At 43.0% G+C, this 23,776-nt stretch carries 26 protein-coding genes; 10 read left to right on the top strand and 16 right to left on the bottom strand.

The genetic code is table 11. The features are described 5' to 3' along the window. Positions 1–6: 6 nt before the first annotated feature. Positions 7–960 carry a hypothetical protein gene (locus tag M2419_RS06625; protein ID WP_259254592.1) on the bottom strand — a complete coding sequence of 318 codons (954 nt, stop codon included), beginning with the start codon at positions 958–960 and terminating at the stop codon, positions 7–9. 125 nt (positions 961–1,085) lie between these two features. Between M2419_RS06625 and M2419_RS06620 the strand changes: the two genes are divergently transcribed. The 7 genes from M2419_RS06620 (at position 1,086) to M2419_RS06590 (ending at position 7,208) form a co-directional block, all read left to right on the top strand. Then, on the top strand, positions 1,086–2,207 hold the full coding sequence (locus tag M2419_RS06620) for a hydroxymethylglutaryl-CoA reductase (protein WP_182331816.1): 1,122 nt from the start codon (positions 1,086–1,088) through the stop codon (positions 2,205–2,207). Position 2,208: 1 nt separating this feature from the next. Then, positions 2,209–2,790, top strand: coding sequence for a CDP-alcohol phosphatidyltransferase family protein (locus M2419_RS06615; RefSeq protein ID WP_182331814.1), 582 nt, complete (start codon positions 2,209–2,211; stop codon positions 2,788–2,790). A 2-nt stretch (positions 2,791–2,792) separates the two neighbouring features. Next, positions 2,793–3,503, top strand: a complete 711-nt coding sequence (locus M2419_RS06610; RefSeq protein WP_182331812.1) for a phosphatidate cytidylyltransferase — start codon at positions 2,793–2,795, stop codon at positions 3,501–3,503. A gap of 10 nt (positions 3,504–3,513) precedes the next feature. Next, the gene (locus M2419_RS06605; protein WP_182331810.1) at positions 3,514–4,185 is read left to right on the top strand and encodes a phosphatidate cytidylyltransferase; all 672 of its coding nucleotides are present in this window, start codon (positions 3,514–3,516) and stop codon (positions 4,183–4,185) included. A 306-nt stretch (positions 4,186–4,491) separates the two neighbouring features. Continuing rightward, complete coding sequence (locus M2419_RS06600; RefSeq protein ID WP_259254591.1) at positions 4,492–4,680, top strand: hypothetical protein; 189 nt, start codon at positions 4,492–4,494, stop codon at positions 4,678–4,680. Positions 4,681–4,686: 6 nt separating this feature from the next. Next, entirely contained in the window at positions 4,687–4,857 is a 171-nt protein-coding gene (locus M2419_RS06595; protein WP_259254589.1) for a hypothetical protein, read from the top strand. 20 nt (positions 4,858–4,877) lie between these two features. Then, positions 4,878–7,208 (top strand): GAF domain-containing protein, encoded by a 2,331-nt coding sequence (locus tag M2419_RS06590; RefSeq protein WP_153848191.1) that lies wholly within the window; start codon positions 4,878–4,880, stop codon positions 7,206–7,208. Here M2419_RS06590 and M2419_RS06585 read toward each other — a convergent pair. The 14 genes from M2419_RS06585 to M2419_RS06520 form a co-directional block, all read right to left on the bottom strand. Continuing rightward, the gene (locus M2419_RS06585) at positions 7,205–8,215 is read right to left on the bottom strand and encodes an NAD-dependent epimerase/dehydratase family protein (protein ID WP_259254588.1); all 1,011 of its coding nucleotides are present in this window, start codon (positions 8,213–8,215) and stop codon (positions 7,205–7,207) included. The two genes, M2419_RS06590 and M2419_RS06585, sit on opposite strands and share 4 nt — an antisense overlap. Positions 8,216–8,278: 63 nt before the next feature. Further along, positions 8,279–8,854: a Crp/Fnr family transcriptional regulator gene (locus tag M2419_RS06580; protein WP_153848193.1), complete on the bottom strand. Its 576-nt coding sequence runs from the start codon at positions 8,852–8,854 to the stop codon at positions 8,279–8,281. A 392-nt stretch (positions 8,855–9,246) separates the two neighbouring features. Further along, positions 9,247–10,089, bottom strand: a complete 843-nt coding sequence (locus tag M2419_RS06575; RefSeq protein ID WP_159726369.1) for an AraC family transcriptional regulator — start codon at positions 10,087–10,089, stop codon at positions 9,247–9,249. A gap of 185 nt (positions 10,090–10,274) precedes the next feature. After that, entirely contained in the window at positions 10,275–11,030 is a 756-nt protein-coding gene (locus M2419_RS06570; RefSeq protein WP_153848195.1) for an SDR family oxidoreductase, read from the bottom strand. A 439-nt stretch (positions 11,031–11,469) separates the two neighbouring features. Continuing rightward, on the bottom strand, positions 11,470–12,789 hold the full coding sequence (mdlD, locus tag M2419_RS06565; protein WP_153848196.1) for an NAD(P)-dependent benzaldehyde dehydrogenase MdlD: 1,320 nt from the start codon (positions 12,787–12,789) through the stop codon (positions 11,470–11,472). 114 nt (positions 12,790–12,903) lie between these two features. Further along, entirely contained in the window at positions 12,904–13,842 is a 939-nt protein-coding gene (locus M2419_RS06560; RefSeq protein WP_259254587.1) for an AraC family transcriptional regulator, read from the bottom strand. Between the two features lie 58 nt (positions 13,843–13,900). After that, positions 13,901–14,677 (bottom strand): SDR family NAD(P)-dependent oxidoreductase, encoded by a 777-nt coding sequence (locus M2419_RS06555; RefSeq protein ID WP_153848199.1) that lies wholly within the window; start codon positions 14,675–14,677, stop codon positions 13,901–13,903. Positions 14,678–14,810: 133 nt separating this feature from the next. Continuing rightward, positions 14,811–15,905 carry a PAS domain-containing sensor histidine kinase gene (locus M2419_RS06550; protein ID WP_259254585.1) on the bottom strand — a complete coding sequence of 365 codons (1,095 nt, stop codon included), beginning with the start codon at positions 15,903–15,905 and terminating at the stop codon, positions 14,811–14,813. Positions 15,906–16,151: 246 nt separating this feature from the next. Beyond that, a complete protein-coding gene (locus tag M2419_RS06545; RefSeq protein ID WP_153848201.1) occupies positions 16,152–16,802 on the bottom strand; it encodes a transcriptional regulator in 651 nt (216 codons plus the stop codon). Between the two features lie 273 nt (positions 16,803–17,075). Next, entirely contained in the window at positions 17,076–17,519 is a 444-nt protein-coding gene (locus M2419_RS06540; protein ID WP_153848202.1) for a hypothetical protein, read from the bottom strand. Positions 17,520–17,706: 187 nt separating this feature from the next. Continuing rightward, positions 17,707–17,976 (bottom strand): hypothetical protein, encoded by a 270-nt coding sequence (locus M2419_RS06535; protein WP_153848203.1) that lies wholly within the window; start codon positions 17,974–17,976, stop codon positions 17,707–17,709. A gap of 283 nt (positions 17,977–18,259) precedes the next feature. Next, positions 18,260–19,114 (bottom strand): helix-turn-helix domain-containing protein, encoded by an 855-nt coding sequence (locus M2419_RS06530; protein ID WP_153848204.1) that lies wholly within the window; start codon positions 19,112–19,114, stop codon positions 18,260–18,262. Positions 19,115–19,134: 20 nt separating this feature from the next. Beyond that, on the bottom strand, positions 19,135–19,551 hold the full coding sequence (locus tag M2419_RS06525; protein WP_153848205.1) for a response regulator: 417 nt from the start codon (positions 19,549–19,551) through the stop codon (positions 19,135–19,137). Then, complete coding sequence (locus M2419_RS06520) at positions 19,541–19,708, bottom strand: hypothetical protein (protein WP_259254584.1); 168 nt, start codon at positions 19,706–19,708, stop codon at positions 19,541–19,543. The genes M2419_RS06525 and M2419_RS06520 overlap by 11 nt, the downstream gene beginning before the upstream one ends. 293 nt (positions 19,709–20,001) lie before the next feature. Here M2419_RS06520 and M2419_RS06515 point away from each other — a divergent pair, with 293 nt between their 5' ends. From M2419_RS06515 to M2419_RS06505, 3 genes are all read left to right on the top strand, one after another. Next, complete coding sequence (locus M2419_RS06515) at positions 20,002–21,243, top strand: site-specific integrase (RefSeq protein WP_259254583.1); 1,242 nt, start codon at positions 20,002–20,004, stop codon at positions 21,241–21,243. Between the two features lie 100 nt (positions 21,244–21,343). Next, positions 21,344–22,339 carry an aldo/keto reductase gene (locus M2419_RS06510; RefSeq protein ID WP_259254581.1) on the top strand — a complete coding sequence of 332 codons (996 nt, stop codon included), beginning with the start codon at positions 21,344–21,346 and terminating at the stop codon, positions 22,337–22,339. A 78-nt stretch (positions 22,340–22,417) separates the two neighbouring features. Next, a complete protein-coding gene (locus tag M2419_RS06505; protein ID WP_259254580.1) occupies positions 22,418–23,341 on the top strand; it encodes an AraC family transcriptional regulator in 924 nt (307 codons plus the stop codon). A gap of 63 nt (positions 23,342–23,404) precedes the next feature. On the opposite strand, the gene M2419_RS06500 is transcribed toward M2419_RS06505, so the two are convergent. Further along, positions 23,405–23,665, bottom strand: coding sequence for a hypothetical protein (locus tag M2419_RS06500; protein WP_112376336.1), 261 nt, complete (start codon positions 23,663–23,665; stop codon positions 23,405–23,407). Positions 23,666–23,776 lie beyond the last annotated feature (111 nt).

Genomic DNA, 23,776 nt, shown 5'->3' with positions numbered 1-23,776 from the left:
CTCTTCTTACATTTCATTATCCGCACTTACCTGTGCTTTATAGCGATCAATCTTTTGGTAAACTTTGTTAAAAAACATTTTCTTGTCCCGTGTTCCGGCCGTATTTAACAACCTGGAATTTTTGAGCTGATGCTGATAGAAATTGAAAGCGTGTCGGCAGCTGTCTTTATCATTGGTAATGAAATAGCCCAGCATCGTATGCGGAACGAATAATGACTTTCTGCCGTTATTTCCAACTAGGACGTTATTGTTTAAAATCAATAGCTCATGGTAGTAGAGCTGGTATTGGTCATTGTTTGGCATACAACTTTTCTCCAGTGAAAACAGCAGTTCTTTAAGCTGCTCACAGAGCATCTTTCCGTTTTCGGCGGTCAGTAAGCCGGCCTGGGAAAAATAGATGATCTGCTGGAGTGTACTGTTAATTGTGGTATCATTCCAGATCTCTTTCACCCGGATGGACGAATAATAATCATAAAGCTTCTGCCCCCTACTATCGATGGGTGTTTTCGACAAAAAAGATTCGAAAGACAACTCCAAACCGTCTGGACTCAATAAATTGAGCCATACATATTTTTTGAATATGGACAAAAGCCCTGTATTGATGGTATAAAAGATCGGAATATCCTTTGCCGAGTAATACAGGTAAGTCTGAAGATTGGGTTCAAACTCCGTTAACGATTTAAACGAATGCTCCAGATAATTTGACAGATCATTAAAGGACTGGATTTCCGCTGTTTTTTTTACTAAGATGTGATCACTTTGCTGAAATAGCTTATCCAAAGAAAGTGAAAAGCGATTTGCAAGCTGCACCGTCTCTCCTATTGAAAATTTACTCTTCATTGAAATTCTGCGGTGCGCCGCATCATAACTAATATCAAGCGCGTCAGCAATCACCTCAATAAGAGATTTCGAGGGATCAATTTTTCGCTGTATTTCCTGAATCAACTTTTCCTGATACATAAGCCAATTATTTTTTGCGATAATCACAAAAATAAAAATTTATATTATTGTTTCTCACAATTTTAACTGCGATTATCACAATAACTTTGAAAGACAATACACATTTATTTTATTAAAAGCCAACTATGAAAACCGTATTAAATAAACAAGAGGAATTCGCAAGCCAATTGCCGATCTTGACAAACACCCGCCTAGCGCCATCACTCTTCCAGGGCAACATTGAAAACTTCATCGGTATGAGTCAAATCCCTACAGGCGTCATCGGCCCCCTTAAAGTTCATGGCACTTCAGCCAACGGAAATTACCATATTCCACTTGCCACAACTGAAGGTGCATTGGTTGCATCCTATCACCGCGGATCTAAAGCCTGTTTGCTCGCCGGCGGCATTACATCGATCTGTCTGCAAGAAGGGGTTCAGAGAAGTCCTGTATTCAAATTTGAGAACATCAAGGATTTAAGTCTTTTTGTTTCCTGGTTCCTCGCAGAAAAAGAAAACTTTCAGGAAATCGTCAAACGCACAAGCAGATTTGCTAAGTTAACCGATACCCGCATACAGATTGAAGGCAACCATTTAACCATATCCTTTGAATATTTCACTGCCGATGCGGCTGGCCAGAATATGGTTACCATCTGCACAGAGGCCATCTGCCGGTTTATGATTGACTCTTGTCCTATTAAGCCCAATCACTGGTTTATAGAGGGAAACAGCTCGGGAGACAAAAAAGCGACCGCCGCAGCATTCAATCATGTCAGGGGTAAAAAGGTAACAGCTGAAATAACATTACCGGCCAACATCGTGTCCGAAGTCCTTAAAACTTCAGCCGAGCTGATGGATCGCTATTGGCGTACGTCCACCATGGGTGTTATCCAAAGTGGAGCTATAGGTGCACAGGGGCATTATGCCAATGGATTGGCCGCTTTGTTTTTGGCAACAGGTCAGGATGTCGCCTGCGTCGCCGAAGCGGCAACGGGTATCACGCGAATGGAGCAGAATAAAGACGGATCACTCTATGCAGCCGTGACTTTACCCAATCTTATTGTCGGCACTATCGGTGGTGGAACAGCACTTCCGACCCAAAGAGAGTGCCTGGAAATGATGGACTGTTATGGCGAAGGGAAGGCCATAAAATATGCCGAAATAGCTGCAGCCCTTGCACTCGCCGGAGAATTATCTATTGCCGCGGCCCTTTCGGCAGGTCATTTTACACAGGCACATCAAAAATTAGGCAGAAGAAAATCACTATAAAATGGAAACTAAAAAAGAAAACAGATGGAATGTGCCTAATGCACTTTCCGCCTACCGTATACTGGCATTACCCTTTATCAGCTATGCCCTTTTAACAGCAGACAGGGATCTCTTTATCCTATTGCTGTCCATCAACCTGATTAGCGATATCCTCGATGGATTAATCGCCAGGCTATTTAACCTTCAGACGGAATTTGGCGCCAAAATAGATTCGATCGCAGATATCGGAACATACCTCATGGCATTCATCGGCATGATAACATTGGAAAAAGGATTTGTAATGGCCTATAAAGTCGAATTTATCCTACTTATTGCCCTATGGATTGTTCCCCAGATCTATGCTCTTATCCGATTTAAACGCTTTCCCAGCTTCCATTTATGGTCCTATAAATTAACGGGCTATCTCCAGGGCATATTTATCTTTAGCTATTTTGTATTCGGTTTTAACAGCTTTTATTTCCACCTGATGCTAACCGTAAGTTATTTGGCCTATCTGGAAGAATTGGTCCTCGTGATTATTCTCCCGAAGTTGCAATCCAATCTGAAAAGTATATTCCTTATCCAATTACAAAAAAAAGCTTGATTATGTATGTATTGATGGCGAATATAGTGTTGTTATTTTTTTGCATCGGGGCATTGGTCACAGGCTATCTCAATAAGAATAGTCAAGTTGCGCAAGCCAGAGAACGCTGGTTAAAACTGGGTTTTTACTTCCTGATTTTGATCCTTGTCTTTTTTTCCATTTATATGGACTATGTCAGACTTTTGGCTATTTGCATTGGAATAGTCGGTTTTTACGAAATTGTCAAGGCCCACCTATATTCAGAACGACCACTGCTATTCTTATGTCCCGTAGTGGTCCTTTACGTCGCTCTTATCGCTGCGTTTATAAACTTCGGGCACAGGGCATCGACAGAAAAGGTTTGTTTTATCTATTTTATGGTGGTGATTTTTGATGGATTCAGCCAGCTCTGCGGTCAATTATTCGGCAAAAGAAAACTTATTCCCTCGGTTAGTCCCAATAAAACTGTTGAGGGTCTAATTGGCGCTTTGGTCATTGCCACTGGCACCAGCCTTTTCCTCTTTCCATCCATCGACCTGTCCATCACGCAAACTTTAAAGACCGCCCTTTTTATTTGCTTTTCCGCATTGCTGGGCGATCTATTGGCTTCGTGGTACAAACGAAGCTGTCAAATTAAAGATTACGCCCCCCTCATTCCAGGGCATGGCGGAATACTGGATCGATTTGACAGCTTTATATTCAGCGGAGCCATGTACGGACTAATTTATCTTTAAAAACAAGATTATGAAAAACGATTTAGAGAGTATGCTCCTATTAGGCACCCTTTTCTTGCTGCTATTCGGACTTGCTGAACTATTGTATCAAAAGTTTAAGGTCAAAGCAGAGTTTACCCGAAAACTCGTCCATGTCGGTACGGGGATAATCTGCATGTCATTCCCGATTTTGATTAGCAGCCACTGGTCTGTTTTCATCCTATGCGGATTGTTCACTTTGATTTTATTGCTGTCCATCAAGTTCGATTTATTGAATTCTATCCATGCAATCGACCGAAAATCTGTCGGTAGCCTGGCCTATCCTGCGGCAGTCTATCTTTGCTTTCTCGCACAGATATTGTTGGACAAAGGGTCTATTTTTTATTATTTGCCTTTGCTCACCTTGGCAATATGTGATCCGATGGCAGCATTATCTGGCAAAAAATGGCCTTATGGTTCTTACCGCCTATTTGGTGCGCGAAAAACACTACTAGGGTCCGCAGTGTTCTTTGTATGCGCTTTGATTACCGTGGTTTTAATTGGACACTATATGCAAGAGCCAAGCCTGCACATGAGCGAAATCACCATGATATGTACCCTGGCTCTCGTCGTGACCATAGCCGAAGCATGTAGCAAAGACGGTTACGACAATATAAGCATTCCGGTCAGTAGCATTCTCAGTTTGTATATTCTATTTCCCTGATAACGAACAGTCCAGAAATCTTAATTTCATTTGCAGAGTTATTGAATACGAATGGTATCTCCTACCTTATGCACACGGGGCGCGACGGTTGTGGCTTCACTGTACTATGCTACCTATACCCCGAAAAGAATACCGCTATTATCATCCTTGCAAACGATAGTAGCGGCCAGGACAGATTAGCTGAACTGAAGGATACACTGCTCACAAATATGCTAAAACTCCACAATTCAAATTCGTTTCAAACGTACTAACATCACACGGACTTGGCTTACCGAATAGCTAGCGTCGCCGTCCAACAACAAATTTGTGCAGTTTTGCTTTTACCTGCTTGCCGGAGCCAATAATAACAACCATAAACCCGCCAAGGATGGCCAGGGCAATGCCGCATTATTTGGCAATCCGATGGGTATAGCCCTGTGGTCAGACCAGTATATTGTCGTCTGTGATAACGACTACAACAACCATTATTATAGTATCCGGGTTGTCAATAGTTAGGGTGTAGTGACCACCATTGCTGGTGGCAACAACCCGACCAACAGCAGCAAAGACGGTATCGGCAAAGCAGAACAGTTCAATGGCGTCAATGTCATTGAACTGTTTTTATCCGTCCGCTTTGGGTTTTCTTTTCGCCGATTATTTTATATTTTTGTACATCTTCCAGCAATAATCTAATTTAGTCGGGAACAACCATTATGCAATTTAACTTCGCCTTTGATTCCAGTCCGTTTAAAACCCTGATCGCTTTTCATAAGATTATACCATCCTTTGAAGCAGCGGCCCTATCGCCGGTTGGCTTTCAGGCCAGCTATGCCCGATCGCTGCTGGAAGAAATCAGCAAATACCCCGAACTTATCGATGGGGTCGAAAAAGCAGAAGACCTGCTGCGCTATGAGCCTATTATCAAGGTGCTGCTGGCCGACCTGTTCCCGAGCTCACTGACACATAATGAGATCAAGGCCGTTACCATTCCCTTCCATCTCTATACGTTCAACCATACCGCAAGACTGGAAAAAATATTAGCGGATGCCGGCGATCACTATGAATTTAGCCTTCGTGATATCTCGCCCGATACCTATTATATTCTCAATTGCTGCGTTATCATCAGCCAGTATTATGGCTTTAAAGTGGATGCCATGGATGCCCCCCTCTTTTTGGATATTCCAGACAAGGATAATATCATCCATCATTACCGCGTCCTATTCAATGCCGATTTTATCGATGTCCTTCCGACAGAACGGGCGCTCGATCTTACGGCTGAAGATATTACCGAACTGGTCGACAACTTTTCGGATATTGCCCTATGGAAGTCCAAATTCCCTGAGCAGAGCTGGATCCTGAAAGGCTTTTCCATTATGACGCTTTTTGATGCGACCATTGAAAATGCGGTATCCAGCTTCAAGAGCAATCTGTTGCGCGAAAAAAGCGCTGTCCAGCTGGCAGAAATAGAAAGCATTTTCAGGTCGATTTATAAAATAAATGATCTGCGCATCGGATTGACCTCCTTTGAAAAGGTCAGGAACGAGTACAACTTACGGATTGTCGAAAAACAGCTGTACAGTCATCTGCTTTACGACTCGACGATCGAGGAATGTGAAAACATGCTCTGCAGCGAGACCTTGGAAAACCTGCTCACCAAGGACGAATATTTTGTTGTACCGGATATTGACAAGCTGCCACTGGATGATCCAAAGCAGGCCTATTTTATCAACAAGCTCAAGCAGCAAAAGGTGAAGAGCTTTATTTTTGTTCCCCTGGTCGAAGGCGACAAAGTGCTGGGTCTACTGGAAATGTCCTCATCCAAGGTGCGGGAACTCAATTCGGTCAATGCCAACAAGCTCAACTTCATCTTGCCCTTTATCAAAGATAAAGTATCGAAAGCCTTTGCCGAAACTGAAAATCAGATCGAAGCGGTGATCCAAAAGGAATATACCGCTATACACCCGAGTGTTAAATGGCGGTTTCAGGAAGAAGCCATGCATTTCCTCAACGACCGCGCCTTTGGAAAAGACTATGCCCTGCAGGAAATCGTCTTTGACCATGTTTATCCGCTCTATGGGCAGATCGACGTACAGGGCTCCTCAGAATCCCGCAATCAGGCCATCCGTCAGGACCTGATCAATCAGAGCAAGGAACTGATCGCATTGTTCACAGCAGTCAACCAAACGCAGCGATTACCGCTCTTTGAGCAGAAGGTCTTCGACCTGGAAAGAAACCTGACGACGCTGCAGCAAGCGCTGCTGACGGATACGGAACAGCTTATGCTCGATTATTTTAACCAGGATATTCACCCTATTTTGGAGAATTTCAGGAAAAACAACAAAAATAGCGTCGCCACCGAAGCCATCGACCGCTATTTTGAGCGGATCAACCTCTCTATCGGCGGTTTTTACGAGGCCCGACAGGATTATGACAACTCTATCACGCTGATCAACAAAAAGCTGGTGGCCATCCTCGACGAAAAGCAGGTAGAAGCCCAAGAATACTTTCCTCATTATTACGAGCGCTACAAGACAGATGGTATCGAGCACAACATGTATATCGGGGCCTCCATCGCTCCCGGTCGGAATTTTGAGCTCTACTACCTACGCAATTTACGGCTATGGCAGCTGCAGGTGATGTGTGCGATGGAACGCGAGTTTAGGCAGCTCCAGCCCGCCCTTCCGCATCAGCTGGAGGTGACCTCATTGGTGCTGGTCTTTGCCACCCCCATTTCCATCCGCTTTCGCATGGACGAGAAGCAGTTCGATATCGACGGCTCCTACAATGTGCGCTACGAGATTGCCAAGAAACGCATTGATAAAGCCAAGATCAAGGGCTCGACGGAGCGCATCACACAAAAAGGCAAACTGGTTATTGTCTACTCCAATGTACATGAAGAAACAGAATATCTTGGATACATCAACCTACTACAGCACAAAGGATTACTAGACGATAATATCGAGCAGTTTGAGGTGGAAGATCTGCAGGGACTAGTTGGCCTGAAAGCGATCCGTGTGGGATTCAACTTTCAAGATCTGCACTAAAGTAATTCCTGGTGTTCCATCAGGTAGGCCAATGCCTCACGTACGGCTTCCTCGCTGCTTTTTGGATTAAAGCCGAGTTCCGTGCGCGCTTTGCTGATGTTAAAATCCTGTTGCAGCCCCGAAAACATCGCAATATCTTTGGTGGTGATCACCGGAGCTTTCCCTTGCAGCCGTGCCGCAAATTGCATCAGGCCGGCAATCGTATAAAGTACTATTTTGGGAACAGCTGCCGGAATCTTGAGCTGAAGTTGTGGATATAGCTTTTGTGCCAGCCGGGTCGTATCACTAATACTCATGCACTTTTCATTGGCGAGGATATAGCGTTCTCCCGGTTTTCCGTGTAGGGCGGCAAGGTAGCAGCCCTCGGCGACATCTTTGACGTCTACCCAATTGAGGGATATCCCCGTATCGACAGGAATCTGCCTGGTCAGAATAAGGCGTAGCACATCGTACGATACATTGAGGGGCAGAGCGGCTTCGCTGCCGATCATGGCACCGGGCATGACCGACACGAGTTCGATCCCCAATTCACGTGCTAGCTGAAAGGCTAACTTTTCGCCATCGTTTTTGGAATTGTAATAGGCATCCCTCCGGTCGGGGTTATAGCCATTGCTCTCCCGTGTGGGGGTATGCGTATAATCCAGTGCAGCGATGGAACTTACATAGATGATTTTTTTGACGCCTGCCGCCGCCGCGGCTTCGATGGTATTGCGGGTCCCCTGCATATTCACGTCGTAGATTTCCTTTTGCGGATCCCGGGCCCATAGTTTAAAAGCTGCGCCCACGGCATAGAAGGTATCCACTCCCCGCAACGCCCGTATAAAAGAAGCCTTATCGGTGATATCTGCCGCCACAAGCTCGCAGGGCAAATCTTGTAGTGCAGCGCTATTGTCGAGATTTCGCACAGAAGCGCGTACCTGAAAACCCCGTGAAAGTAATAGTCTCACCAAGTTGTTGCCCAGGTGCCCATTTGCGCCCGATACCAGTACCAATTTTTTTGTTGTCATGTGTCTGATTTTAAATGATAGCACAAAGTTCTGCTTCGCCCATTTAAAACCAGTTCACAAATGTTACCTAATAATCTGTTTGCGGATACGGCTCAAACTTTTGGGGTTCATGCCGAGGAAGGATGCGATATATTGCATGGGTACGTTGTGCAGCAGATCTGGCTGTTCGGCCATGAGCTTGAGGTAGCGTTTTTCGGCCGTAAGCGTGGCTAGCTCTTTCGATCTCTTCTCATTGTAGCTTAAGGCCTGCTGAAACACATACATACTAAAATCTTTAAATGCAGACGATTGTGCAGTTAGCATATCGAGGTTTGCTTTGGTGATACGCAGCAGTTCGCAGTCGGTGATGCTTTCCAGGTTTTCTTCGGAACGCGTCTGATTGCTAAAATTCTGGTAAGAGCATATAAATCCAGGGGGACAGTTGATATGTGTCGTCAGTTCGTCGCCTTTATCGTTGTAATGGAACAGACGTACAAAGCCCGACACAACGAAATAGAGGTAAGCCGGTACCTTTCCCTCCTCTTCGATGATCTGATGTTTGGCATAGCGCACTGGCTCCATATAGTTCTTACACAGATCAATTTCTGGCTCCGATAACTTGCTGTGTTGTTTGATAAGCTGAATAAACTTTGCGTGCATTGTATCTATTTTATTCGTGCCCCTCACCCTTGCGCTATGTACATTCCTAATGCTTTGCGCGTGATATTGCATCCGGGGAAACGTTTCGTTGACTAAACAAATATACTAAAAGCGATTAACATACTAATAAAATTAGTAGACAAATATCAATTTATTGAAATAAATACTTGATTTGAATCACGATTTGAAAAAGCAAAGTCACGCTTTGCGAGAGCCTTTTATGAAGCAGTGGATATTGCTTCATAACAAATAACGCAGCCCGGGGGCTGCGTCATTGAAAAAATAGTCTTTGCGAAATGCCGCTTAGGGTTTGCGGTTGCCTACCCTCACCGGTCTGTCTGGTTTATACTCATCCCAGCCCTTAGACCGCAAATGATATACGTTATCCAAAATTATTTATCTCTTTCGTTACGGTGCAGATGGGGTTGTTTGCCGGTATGTTTCTTGATGAAACTTCTGAAATTTGCGACATTACTAAAACCTATTTCGAAAGAAATCTGCGAAATGGATAAATTCGAATGCCTGATCAAGCGGATAGCCTCCCCGACTACAATTCCAGAAATGAATGCTTTTGCAGATTTCCCGCTATTCGCTGCGCAGAGCTCGGAAAGCCTTCTGCTTGTAAGTTTTAATTTATTGGCATAAAAACTGACTGAGGTACTTTCACGATAATACTTGTATACCAAAATGTTAAAGCTGTTAAACACGATTTGTTCCGATGAACTGCACAGCTTTGATAGGATCCCCTGAAGAGAGAGCCTGTAATGCCCTTCAAGCAAAATTGACTCGACACAGTGATGAGCGACCAGATCCAATATTTCCGGTCCCTGTACCCGCGCCATTTTTATGCGTTCAATAATAGCCGTATCAAAATAGACCTGATTTCCCATTTTACCCTCAATCTGTATGGCATTCTGAATGCCATAGAACAATATGGAGTTGAGAATCTTCACGTCGGATTTCGATCTCAGATAAAACGCTGCGGTAAATGATAGCACATAGCCCCCTATTGGCGCATCGTTCATGAATTTGATTCGCTTTCTCGGCCCTACAAATAGTAGCTGTCCGCTATCCAGCGTATAAAACTCCCTATTTACAGCAATGACGATCGGTTCATCTATTTTTATGATGTAATAAGTATCACTTGCTATATCACTTTCGGTTTGTTGGAATTCGGCGAGTGTACAAATCCCAAAATCCTGTAGCCCTATTTCTAGGTCCTTACTATTCATCATCGTCTTGATAAGCGTTTATACAGTTATCAGCACTAAAACCTCCTGCAGTTCATCTTCACTTGTCTGAGATCATAAGCTGATCCTGTTTGGAACCCAAATCGGATTGGAAGCTGTGCTATGTTATCATGCGCTGTTATCTGTGTATCAAAAGACAGTCAGCTTTGACTGCCTTTTGCCTACATATTTTATCTTGTGGTATACCCGCCATTGGCGAAAATAGTCTGTCCGGTTATCCACCAGCCATCAGTTACCAGAAACTCAATCAGTGGTGCAATGTCCTTAATATCGGTAAGTCCACCCAGTGCAGACGCCGACTTGTGATAGGCTACAGCATCTTCAGATTCCTGTCCGTAGAAGAAAGGTGTATCCATCGGACCAGGAGCTACCGCCGTAACTGAAATTCCACGCGGTCCGAATTCCTTAGACGCAGCCCTTGTAAAATGTTCTACAGGGGCTTTCATTCCCGCATATGTCGAATAAAGGCCTGTATAGGCTGCTAATAAAGACGTAACGACAGTACAGATTTTGCCGTTATCATTTATCCGCTTGCCGGCTTCGAGAATAAAAAAATAAGCGACCTTCGAATTAATATCACTCATGCTGTCGTACTCAAGCTCTGACGTCTCTACAAACGGTTTTTTCAGTACTTTACCGACTGTATTGATTGCGATATCAACCTTACCGAACTTTTCTTCGGCTTTGTCAAATAGCGCTTTTATATTTGATAGCTGTGTAAGGTCGCCCTGGACAAGCAGTCCCTCGGCACCAAACGCCTGTACATCCGACAATGTTTTTTCTGCCTCGGCTCTTGTGCTCTCACTATTGTAGTGAATGACAAGCTTTGCTCCTTTTGCCGCAAAATCCCGGCTCAACAGCCCCCCTAAGTTTTTCGCACCACCTGCGATCAAAACTACTTTTCCATTTACTTCTTGATTTGCCATAAATTTGAAAATTTGAATCCATCGCCCACTGATTTGCCGTGGATGCGCTGGATTACAGGTTTAGATTCTATCAGCGCTTATTCTGGCCTCTCAAAGCTATTTTACCCCGCTAGAATCTCTCAAACCAAATATCAATAATTGAGCTGCCAATCAAAAAAAACAGGGTTTCACAATGCTATCACACTTATCAAAATAGCAGGTAGTCCCGTGGTTATCAATCCATATGCTTCGATAGCTAGAAAGAGTAGCTCGGTCGAAGTGATTTTCATTAAACACTTAACTAATCTGATCTGAGGATTAAACAGTTAACTAACCCGATCTGAGGATGAAACGGAAATATAACGTCCGGAAATATCAAAAAAAAGGACCACCCGTTGAGGTGGCCCCTGATTAATTGATTAATTGTGTGCGTAAATTATAGCCATTGCGTAAATTATCGCTATTTTACCTGCAGGATCGAACGCTGGTGACTAAAGTTTTCCAGACTGAATCTGCCGTGATATTTTCCCATTCCCGAAGCACCTACGCCACCGAAAGGAAGGTAATGCGATCCGACGTGGATCAATGTACTATTGATCTCCGCATCGCCACTGGTGGTTCTTGCGATCACATCATCTGCAAATTGTTGACTTTCAGAAAACACGTACAGCGCCAATGGTTTGGGTCTGCTATTGATCTCTTTCAGTACTTCATCAATATTGCTGTAAGCTAAAATAGGAAGGATCGGACCAAAAATTTCCTGCTGCATCACCGCATCATTCCAGTTGACATCGTCCATCAAAGTTGCTTCAAAATGGCGCGTTTCCAAATCATATTTTCCCCCATAAATAACTTTTTCGGGAGCGGCATCCAGGTATCCCGCTAAATTCCCGATCTGATGCTGGCTTACAATCTTGCCGATTTTCCCTAAAGATTCGTCGTTGTATGTAGCTTTAAGATAAGATTTTAACTGTTCGATAAAGGCGCCCTTCACAGATTCATGCACATAAACGTAATCCGGAGCAACACAGGTCTGTCCGCAATTGATCCATTTGCCGGCAGAAATGCGCTGAACTGCTTTTTCGATGTCCGCATCATGGTGCACGATCGTTGGGGATTTCCCCCCCAGTTCCAGTGTAAGCGGAATCAGTTGTTCGGCAGCGGCTTTCATGACAATTTTGCCAACATTCGGACTTCCCGTAAAAAAGATGTAATCAAAAGGAAGGCTCAATAGATAGGTATTTTCTTCAATAGCGCCCTGAAAAACGGCAACATATTTTTCATCAAAAGCTTCGCTAACAATATCTTCAATAACCTGGGCAACATGGGGCGTGTTTTCAGAAGGTTTGATGATAGCCGTATTTCCGGCCATCAGGGCACCGATCAGCGGACTAAAAGTCAACTGCACCGGGTAATTAAAGGGACCTATGATATAGTTTACACCGTAGGGCTCATAAATGTACTTACTGATGACTTCCGCTCCCGAAGCATGCGGTTTTGATTTGACATAGGTTGGTTTTGCCCATTCTTCCATATTTTCGATCATATCGTCGAGTTCATCGAGAACAATCTGAACTTCGACGTACTCTGCTTCTGCCCTGCTTTTTCCAAGATCGATATTCACTGCTTCACAGATCGCATCCGTATAACTCGCAAAAACTTTACGGAAATTTTGCAACTGTCTTTTACGGAATGTGATTTCCTTCGTTGCTTGCGTGCCGAAAAAGTCTTTCTGTTTTTCGAATACTTCTTTTATTCTGTTTTTAATTTCTGTAGTCATTTGTTTGTGATTTTATGCATTTTAAAACACGCATAGCGCATAAAGTGTTTGTTTTAATAAAGTAAAAGTGTCTAGTGTGTTTTATATCTTGTAGACCAAGATTATGGTGCTTAATTACTCAACTTCTTCCTTTGACTTAAACATCCCTCTAAATTCCAGTGGCGTCTGAGCCGTTTTCTTTTTGAACAGTTTGCTGAAACTTTGTGCATGCTCAAAACCCAGTTCGTAAGCAATTTCATTTACGGTAAGTTGTGTCGTTGATAATTTCTCTTTTGCCCGCTCAATAAGTTTATGGTGGATATACTGCTGCGTGCTCTGGCCAATGAGCGAGCGTAGCATATCGCTTAGATAACCCGCAGACACATTCAACTGCTCCGAAAGAAAATGGACCGTTGGAACTCCCTGAATTACCGAATGATCATGATCCAGATAATCATCCAACAGCGCTTCTGCCTTCATTAGAATATCATTGTTTATATTTCTTCGCGTAATGAACTGCCGCTTGTAAAACCGGTTGACGTAGCTCAGCATTAACTCCACCTGCGATATAATGACTTCTTGGCTAAATTCGTCTATCCGATTGTCAAGTTCATTTTTCATGAAATTCAAGATCGCTATCATCGTTTCTCTTTCCTGATCAGATAGATGTAACGCTTCATTCACAGAATAGGAAAAATAGCCGTACTTCCTAATTTTATGGGCTAAAGCGGAACCCAGAAAAAAGTCAGGATGGATCAGCAGCAGATAAGCATAGGTATCCCTATTATATTCTGTGCTGCCCACCAATTGATTGGGCGCAAAGAAAAGCATACTTCCTTCATTAAAATCATAGTACCCCCTGCCGTACTTGAGTTTTCCGCTGTTTTTTGTTATAAAAGTTATCTTGTAGAAACTCAGGACATCGTATATTGGAGCCATAGCGGTATTGAATGGATTATCCTGATTGAAATGGACCAGGCTAATCAGGGGATGCTGCGGTTTTGGTAGGCCAAAAGCTTCGTGACTCTCGGATATAGATATAAAGCGTTTTAACTTATCCTCTTTCTTTTTCATACACTAAATTTATAAAAAAACCTCTAGCTTGTAGCTAAAGGTCTTCCTTTGTGTAATTCTACCACGGCACTTGACCGCCTTGTTCTGTGCGATAGGTAGCCGGTCCCGTAAAGCTTCCATTGGGTATATCTTCCGCCAGTGCCACGCGTATCGGCTCAAGTGAGCCTTCTTCCACTGTATCTGTACCTTCAAAGTTATTCAGGGCTGTCGCTGTAAAACCCGGACTTACCAGATGTACCTTAACATTGGTATTTTCCAATTCATTTGCTAAAGAAAGGAAAACACCATTTAAAGCGGTTTTCGAAGCGCCATATACGGCATCAAATCCACTACGAAATGCATTGTCCGGATCCGCATTCAGGGTTAGTGAGCCTAGAGAACTTGAAACGGTTACTATTCTAGATTGTTTTGCATTCCGAAGTAAGGGCAACAAGGCCTGTGTTATGGCAAGCGTGCCAAAGACATTGGTTTCCCAAACCTGGCGCATTTCAGCTATGGATGTGACGCTTGCCTTCTGCGCACTCAGAATTTCCCACATCGTACGACCGGGGATCCCTGCGTTTGAAATCGCCGCATTATTGACCAGCAAAGTAAGGTACCCAAACTCATTTTCTATTTTACTGACAGCATTCCTGATTGAATTATTGTCGGTAATATCCAGCTGAATGGCATGCGCTTCACCTCCTATCTGATTGGCGGCATCCTTTCCTTTTTCTAAATCTCTTGACCCAACAAACACATGATATCCATTTTCAGCAAGAGCTTTGGCAATCTGAAAACCAACACCCGTATTGGCGCCTGTAACTAGGGCTACTTCTATTTCATTTGTCTGCATGTTAAAATTAGTTTAAATGTAACAGGACAAAGTTCCACATCTACGAGCGGTCAGTTGTAGTTGAATCGTGGATATTTCTAACCAAATTAAGGGTAGATATAAATTCACGGCTAACCTACAATCCTTACAAACTTCAGTTGAGTTGCATTGTAGGAAAAAATAAACGAACAACGGTTCCTGTCCCTATTTTACTGGAAATATTAATAGATCCACCTAAACGCTCGATAAGCTCTTTTACCAGAGGAAGGCCTATTCCTGAAACCTGATCGGGTTGGAGATGTAATCTTTCATGGGCCATAAACTCCAGATTAAGGTTTACATCGGGAATACTGACGCCATTGTCTTCCAGATAGTATACAATTCCTTTACTTGTCTCCTCACTGTAGATATGAAGATAATCATCGGCTGTCTGTGCCGCATATTTTATGGCATTTGAAATAAGGTTAAAAAATATCTGATAAACAGCATTGGCATCTGTACGCAGTGCGAGAAGCTTTCCCAATTTAAATTTCACCTGCGAATTTGGATATATCAACTTGACTTCTTCCGTCCATTCCATCATTCTTTTATCCATCTCCAAGTACTCTATCACAGGTTTGTGGTCTCTTATTTTATTTAGCTGGAGTTTTTTATCAAGTATAGATTCGATATTCTGTATAGCCATGTTCATGTTTTCAAACCATTTTTGGTTAACATCTTGTGGCAGGTTAATGTTTCTGCTCAAAAAATGATTTCCCAATTTTAGAACTGACAATGGATTTTTTAAATCATGAGATAACGTATTTGCAAAAGCATCAAGCTTTCTATTAAAGATCAGCTGCTCATTTTGACTTTCGGCAATGTCATAAGCTAGCTTTCGCTCGGTCACGTCCCAGGAAGAATGAAGAATGCCATAGGTATTCCCATTATCATCCAGGAGAGCTTTGTATTCAAAATCAAAATAGCGCTTTACAACTTGATTTCCACAGACAATATCTGCTGGAGTATCCTTTGCTGTGTACGTGATTCCCGTCTTCCAAACATTTTTCAATATGGATGAAAATCCTTCTTTATGAAAACTCGGAAAACATGAACAAAACGTTTTGCCGACTATACTGCTATCAGCTCGCCAGGTTTCTAGCATAGACTTATTGACGTAGGCTATATGTAGATCGGGGCTGCTGTATATAGCAGTTGCCAAGGGAGACATATCAAGTATCGGCAGCAAAAACTGATCGTTGCGCATCATAATTAACTAATTGTGTAAAAATAAATCAAAAAATATGGAAATATCGTTCAAATACATTCACACAAATAGTGCCATACTGAAAGAATAAACTGCATTTAAACTATCGTATACACAAATTATGGCGCAGGGAGCCGATCCGGCTACCCAGTTAGCGGCAAAGAAATTACATAAAATAAAGGTTTACACACTTTATCATGGGTAAAGAAATGGAATAGCCATAGATAAAATTCAATTCATGTGGAATGATTAATTGCGCGCGGGATAGGTTGGCGCCGGATAATCCCTGTCGACATGCATCTGATTGATCAAAATCTCCTTGATCAGGTGATTCATTCGCTTATCATTGACGTCGATTTTTACGATTTTGTGGCTGTAATAGCTGTCGCTTTCAAATTCACTTTCGATTTTCTCGGCAAATGCAGGCGATAGTGATTTGTAGTTAAGTACAACTTCGGTTTCCTTTTCTGCTATTTTTTTTAACGTCAAAGTCCAGATTACCCCATACTCCGGAGAGAAAAAGACTTTTCTTGGCGGCGGTACTTTCAATTTTTTATTCTTTAACGAGTACGTATACAGCATATGAATACTTGGTTTGGAAACATCTTTTGCCGCAGTCGTGACCAATTTATGGTACTCTTTTTCGTTATCCACAACCGTTTCAATGCTTATCCCCTGCTCCTCGATTTCAAAACGGGCAGTCGAATCTGTACTTCCCAGCGCTGTGATTTTAATTTTGCTGTCGACAAACTGACCGGACATATCGGGGATGCCCTCTTTTACGCGGTCAAAACTTGCAGCTAAACGCATCGGGATCAATTTCGTCGTCAGCGTTTGCCCATGTAGGCTACCCGCTGCTGCAATAAAAAAGAGCATTATACCAACATATTTTCTCATCATGATTGTTTTAATTTAGCGATTTCAAAACGATTAAAATCTGATCTTGAGACCTGATATTAATGTAAATTACACTTTTTGTCAGTTGTTTTCTGCTCTTGATAAATATTTAGCTAATCACATTTACAATCCGCTGGATATTAATTCATATTCGCAACAGTTGGCTAATCAGTTCAATAAAATGGCGCTACCGCACAGCAGCTAACTACCGTTGAACCGTAGCCGTGTAGCGTATAGTACCTAAAAAGGTGTATCAAAGCCCGAGCTATAAAAAACTTAGCGTTTTTCCATCGCTTTCATGGCCAGTCCGGCTGCAATACCACCGATAACATACCAGGCAACCGTCATTAACTTCGTACGATTGGTCTTTTTTATGGGTTTGGCATCGAGTCCGGCCTGTTCCGGAATAGTCAATGTTGCGAGCCCTACCACAGTACCGAGCAAGGCTCCTTTCAGCAGCCTATTTTTCTGACCGCCATAGCCGATAAGCGTATATAACATGGTATTTGAGGCCACATCGGCGCCAAATGTAGCTGCTACCAGCGTATTACCTTGGGGTGGTTTAAATCCGGCGAAGCGTACTGTTTTCTTCATCGCCTCCTCACCCACTTTATCTACTTCGGGCGACTGGGAATCAAATCTTTTGGCAGCGCTGTGCACTATATTGAGGACGAGTGCACCGATCAATCCGCCCAGCATATTTTTATTCAATCCGTTCATAGGTTGTCTTTTTACTTTTTCAATCTTGCTTGTTAAGTTCTCAATCTTGCCGAGCCCATAGATCGACAGGTTATTTTAGAACGAATAGACCAGAAACCTCAAAGATGTGCCGGTCTTTTCTAACTATTTATCCATCAAATGGATTGATAGAAAGACAAGAGTAAGATTGAAATCGTTTAAAAAAGCTTCAGTTATCTTTAACAGAAAACAGCCCTTTTATCTCGGCATGTCTCTTTTCGATCAGAAGAACCGTATGATCGTATTCATCCTGAACCTTCTGATCCCTAAAGAATGGATGCAGCTCACCTTCGACCAACTTATGCTCGGCAAATTTTCCCAGAAGTGATTTGAGCTTCTCCCTTAATCGGCCGATCTCTTCATCATTTAATGTGGCTTCTCTAATCTTACGTCCCACATCCGCATCACCATCCTGCCATTGATCTTCAAATTTTTCCATAATTTAATTTATTTTAAAGTATTCTATTAAATACCGAATCAGCCCCTACTTTCTCGCCCCAATCTCATTTTCTTCGATCCGCTATACATACCCCCACACTCCTTTCGGTTTCCACTTTTTACACGTTTAATGCCGCTATTCACATACTTTCACACCTTTTATCGCCCTACTTTTGGATAACAACTTTTTTGCGGGTTGTTATTTAATATAATATTAATGGACACTGGGGCGAAGGGATTCGTTCCAGTATTTTTTTACACGAATCCGCACAAAAAAACAGCTGCTAATGCGCATATGGACCGCTGGCCTTTCGCATTCTTCCACGGTATTGCAGTGGATTGGAACCCGAATGTTTTTTGATGAAATGCCGAAAATTGGACTCTTCTGAAAACCCCATTTCATAGGAGATCTGGGAAATAGAAAGATCCGTATTTTCAATATAGCGCAGCGCCTCTTTCAAAACGATGTCGATAATGGCATTCTTTGCCGTTTTATTCCAGACTTCTGTACATAGATTCGTTAGCTTTCTTGGCGTAATATGTAGTTTGTCTGCATAGAATTTGACGTTGCAATTTTCTTTATAATGTTTGTGTACGAGTATGGAAAAACGGTTGGCCAATCCCTGCACCGTACTGTCCCTACCCCTGCTGAGTTCCTTATCGAAATCTGTTTCCCATATCCCTTGTAAAAGGACCGACTCGATGAAGTTGTGCACGATCAGCGAAGTCACCGCGGCGTTTCTTGATTGATAACCTTGGATATTTCCGATAATCTGCATCTTCATCTCTTCCTGTTTTATCCGGCTTTTAACGGCCTTGAGCAATCTTTCACTGTCAAAAAATAATCCCGAATTGATCAATGTCCTATCCAGGGCCGACCTTTCGTAAAACCGTGAAGTAAAGCGGATCAGATACCCGTTCGAAGTGCCCGATCCCCTGAGGGTAAAATCTTTCGCCGGACCAATAAAAATGAGCGTATTGCCTTCCATGCAAAAAGAATCATTCTCCAGGCGGATCTCAATGTCGTCAAATGGTATCAGGATAGTGAAAAGATCCTGACCATGATACCAGTAGGGAAACCGCTGCTGCTGCCATTCCTTTAAAGGTATAATTTCAAATTCAGCCGCTTTACTGTCCATAAATGAGCTATGCTATGTATCTATCCTTTGCTTAATGGAGATCGGATGTCATCATCAAGCCAATATTTAATTTCGTCCAATGTCATTCTCAGGTTGGTTTTACTGAAAATGAAAAGTGCACCGTTGGCCTTAAACCGTTCAAGTTCGGTGATATTATCTGTGGTCGTATACCCGAATACTTTAATCGATGGAAACCGATCGCGGATATGAAGAGCGGCCTCATGTCCATCCATTACAGGCATATTAAGATCCGCAAGGCATACGTCGGGCAGCTCGGCGGTACTTTCGAGTTTTTTCAGGAGCTCCAGTCCGTTGCTGCAATTAAAACGTAGATCAAATGTTTCATTGTTGACAAGCACTATTTTCATGAGCGTCCGCTGAAAGAGACTATCGTCCACAAATGCTATTTTTATTTTTCTTCCAATCTCAGTTCCCATCTTCTCCCTTCTGCAAAATATCCAATGGCAAATAGTCCTGTTCAGTTTCTGGTACGAAAGTAATCTGTATAGCCCCGAAAGCATTCTCCATCTCCACGCTGGTTGCATGAATTACAGGTGTTATATATTCTCGTTTGGCCTTTAATTGATCCTTCATTTCCGATTCTGTTTAAGTTTGAAATATATGCGTTAGTTACATAGTACTGTAGTCCAATTCAGACTACAACTTTTTTTAATTAACTGATTCATAAAGGATAAAAAAATGAAATTATCTGTCTGAATAGGATTTGTCATGAAATGAATAGCGATTAAGGTGTAGTTTTTAATAATATTTATTAGATTATTTTTTGTAAGGTAAAATAGTTACATTTGATTATTGGAACTGTAGTCTGAATTGGACTTCTCTGGAAAACTTATATATTTATTTTCAGAAAATTAGATTCAAGTCCAATGATAAACTTCAAATTTACGCTGCTATATTCCTCCCCTTTTTCAACAATATCCCTCACGATCCTTGATGATTCTCAGACGGAACATGTGATCAATACTCCCCTTAAAATTTGTCCGGATTTATGGGATTTTGAAAAACAGCGACCCCACAATATTTACCTCAAAAAAAATAAAAATTTAAATGCCAAGCTCGATAGGCTAAAAATCGGAATCGCCGAATACCTGAGTAATGTGGCGGTAAAAAACAGCAAAATTTCGCATATCAAACTCCGCAAGATCATAAAAGAAAATTGTGATGGCACAAAGACTTGTCGCCCCGCCAACAGCCTTCTAGATTATGTGGAAGCTTATATCCGGAGCCGTGCCCACCTTATTTCCGAACCGACTTCCAAGCGTTACCGGGTATTCCTCCATTTGCTTGAGCGATTTGAAGGCCATCGCAAAAGACACCTTTTACTGCACGAAGTCAATGCATCCTTTGTCAAAGAGTTCCTTGAATTTGGCGAGCTGGAAGAATACAATAAAAGTACGATCGGCCGCACCATACATTTTGTCCGCACGGTGCTCAATTTTTTGGAGAAAAGAGGCGTCAGAACCTACGTTTATGAACTTGAACTTCCCAAGGAAAAGAAAGTTAATCTATTTGTCACCCTCAGTGAGGATGAACTGGTAAAACTCAAGGAAACGGATGTCCCTCCAAGACTACAGGCAGCCCGGGACTGGCTGATCATCAGCTGCTACACCGGCCAGCGCATTTCAGATTTCATGAATTTTGATATCCAGAACCTCGAGATAATCAAGGGAAAACCCTGTATCTCATTTGTCCAGCAGAAAACGCAAAAAGAAATTCTGCTGCCTTTACATCCGGTACCATTGACCATATTGTCGGGCAATTTAAACGTATTTCCCGAGAAGCTTACTGCGCAAAAGTATAATCTGCAGATCAAAGAAGTCGCGGAACTTGCCGGTATCAATAGCCTCGTCAAAGTCCGCAAAAGAAAGGGCTTCCGGGCGGTAGAAATGTTTGTCCAAAAATGGGAAGCGATCACGAGCCACATCGGAAGAAGAAGCTTTGCCTCGAATTTTTACGGTAAAATCCCTACTCCGCTATTGATGGAAGCTACAGGTCACAGTACCGAGCAGATGTTTCATCGGTACATCAGTACCATTGATACCGAACGGACAAGAACGTTGGGACAGTACCTGGAAGATGCTTATAACGATAAATTCAGGGTAGCTTAATTAGCGATTAGATCCGTAATTCGGTTACAAGTTTCCGTAATTGGGGTAAGCATGCTGCAGGCTCTGCTTCGTAATTTTGGGTAACAAAAATAAGAAGCAGATGAAAACAAGAAAATTAGGCACGCAGGGACTTGAAATTCCAATGATCGGCTTAGGCTGTATGGGGATGAGCAGTTTTGCGTCCACTGGCGATATCTACGGCAAGGCCGACGAAAAAGAATCCATAGCTACCATCCACCGATCGTTGGAACTGGGTGGCAACTTTTTGGATACGGCCGATCTGTATGGACCCTTTGAAAACGAAAGGTTGATCTCCAGGGCCATACGCGGCAAGCGCAACGACTATATCCTCGCCAGCAAGTTCGGCTTTGAGATTGATGATAACGACCAGGTGACCTGGCGTATCAATGGTCGGCCAGATTATATCCGAAAGTCTATCGAGCGCTCGCTGAAAAACCTCGATACCGATGTGATTGACCTCTATTATATGCACCGCCCCGACCCCAGCATACCCATTGAGGAAACCGTAGGTGCCATGGGCGAGCTGGTCACAGCGGGCAAGGTCAGGTACCTGGGCATTTCGGAAGTCAGTGCCGAGCAGATCCGCAAGGCACATGCGACGTTCCCGATCACGGCTGTGCAGAATGAAATCTCCCTATTCGGACGCGAGGTGGAGACCAATGGCGTATACGATCTGACACAGGAGCTGGGTATAGGCCTGGTCGCCTACTCCCCTTTGGGCCGTGGATTTATCACGGGTGAGATCAAGTCGCCGGACGATATCCCCGAAGATGATTTCCGCAGGCTTATCCCGAGGTTTCAGGGCGAGCAGTTTTATAAAAACCTCGATCTGGTGCGTGAACTCGAACAGATTGGAAAAGAAAAAGACGTTACCTCGTCGCAGCTGGCCCTTGCCTGGCTGATCCAAAAAGGAATCGTGCCGATACCAGGGACAAAAAGAGTGCGCTATGTGGAGCAGAATATCGCAGCTACAGACATTCTATTGACCGCCGAAGAGCTGCAACGCATTGAGGCTATTCTGCCGGTCGGACTGGATACCGGATCCCGCGATGTAAGTATTCCGCTGCAATCTTAAAAAATATAAATGCCATGCGAGCAGAAAGCGCATGGCATTTTACTTAAATTAGTCTATCATTTAACAGGCAAAAAAAGCATGTCAAAGAAAGAACCCGTACTGATCAGGATCAATAGTATCGCTGACTATCATGAAGCGCTACGGTTGCCCAAACCGCAGCATCCGCTTTTTAGCATCACGGATTTCTCCAAAAACAAGCATATACATCCAACGGTCGAGACCACCTTTCAGCTCAACCTGTACTGTATTTCCATCAAAGAAGATGCGCAATGCGTATTGGGGTATGGCCCACATCAGTACGACTTCCGGGAAGGCCTGATGACTTTCTTTAAACCCGGGCAGACGATCAGTGTTGATGCCGATACTGCCCATGCCGAAGTAGGCTATTCCCTTGTTTTCCATCCCGACTTTATCCGCACCTATGACCTGGCAAACAAAATCGGCAGCTACAGTTTTTTCGATTACGAAGTCAACGAAGCACTTTTTCTGTCCGACCGGGAGAAAGAGCAGATCCGAAATATCGGAAAAGGGATTTTAAGCGAATATGACAGTCCGATCGACCGCTATAGCCAGGATGCCATTGTCAGTTTCATCGAACTGGTGCTGGTGTATTCGCAGCGGTTTTATAACCGGCAGTTTATTACACGGAAGGTACACAATGTGCGCTTGGTAAGCCGGTTTGAACAATTGCTGGATCAGTATTTTGAAGCCGAAACCGAACACAAGGGTTTGCCGCAGGTGGGTTACTTTGCTGAGCGGCTGAATATGTCGAAAAACTATTTAAGCGATTTATTACGGTTGCAAACCGGTGAAAGTGCGCAGAACCATATCCAACATAAGCTCATTGAAAAAGCGAAAGATCTGCTGTCCAGGTCGGAGCTTTCCGTTGCCGAAATTGCCTATCAGCTGGGTTTTGAACAACCGCAGTCACTCAATCGTTTATTCAAAAAGAAAACGGAGCTCTCACCATTGGAGTTTAGACGGAAGATGGCTACAAGCTAAGATAGCATCCTTAAAATCTGCTGTATATTGAGCTGCGGGCCACCATACAGCAGACTTTTGATCTTAGAGGCGATATCGAAGCGATAAATTGCGCCAGATTTCTGTCGCAAAATGCTGATCTGAATGCCTGTTTTCAAAAAACCAGTGGTCGCCTTTTTTTACGATTTTTTGATCAATTCCATCAAGCGAAATTGGCAATTCCGTATCGAGCTTTGATAAAGATTTTTTCAACAACACCAGCTGATAATCCTGTCCTTTGTAAGTTAAACGGAACACCTGTGAACGATGTGGTTCCCCGCTTATCCCGTCAATTGTGCCTTGCATAAATATAGATCTTCTAAAATTTTTAAAATACAGCAATTACGCCAATACGAATACGATAAAAAGTATAAAATCGAGCAAAAATCAGCTTAACATTGCATTATTTTTATAACG

Source organism: Sphingobacterium sp. BIGb0116, assembly GCF_024808035.1.
Lineage (GTDB): Bacteria > Bacteroidota > Bacteroidia > Sphingobacteriales > Sphingobacteriaceae > Sphingobacterium > Sphingobacterium paramultivorum.
Note: the sequence above shows the minus strand (reverse complement) of the source record. Positions and strands in the feature narration are given on the sequence as shown.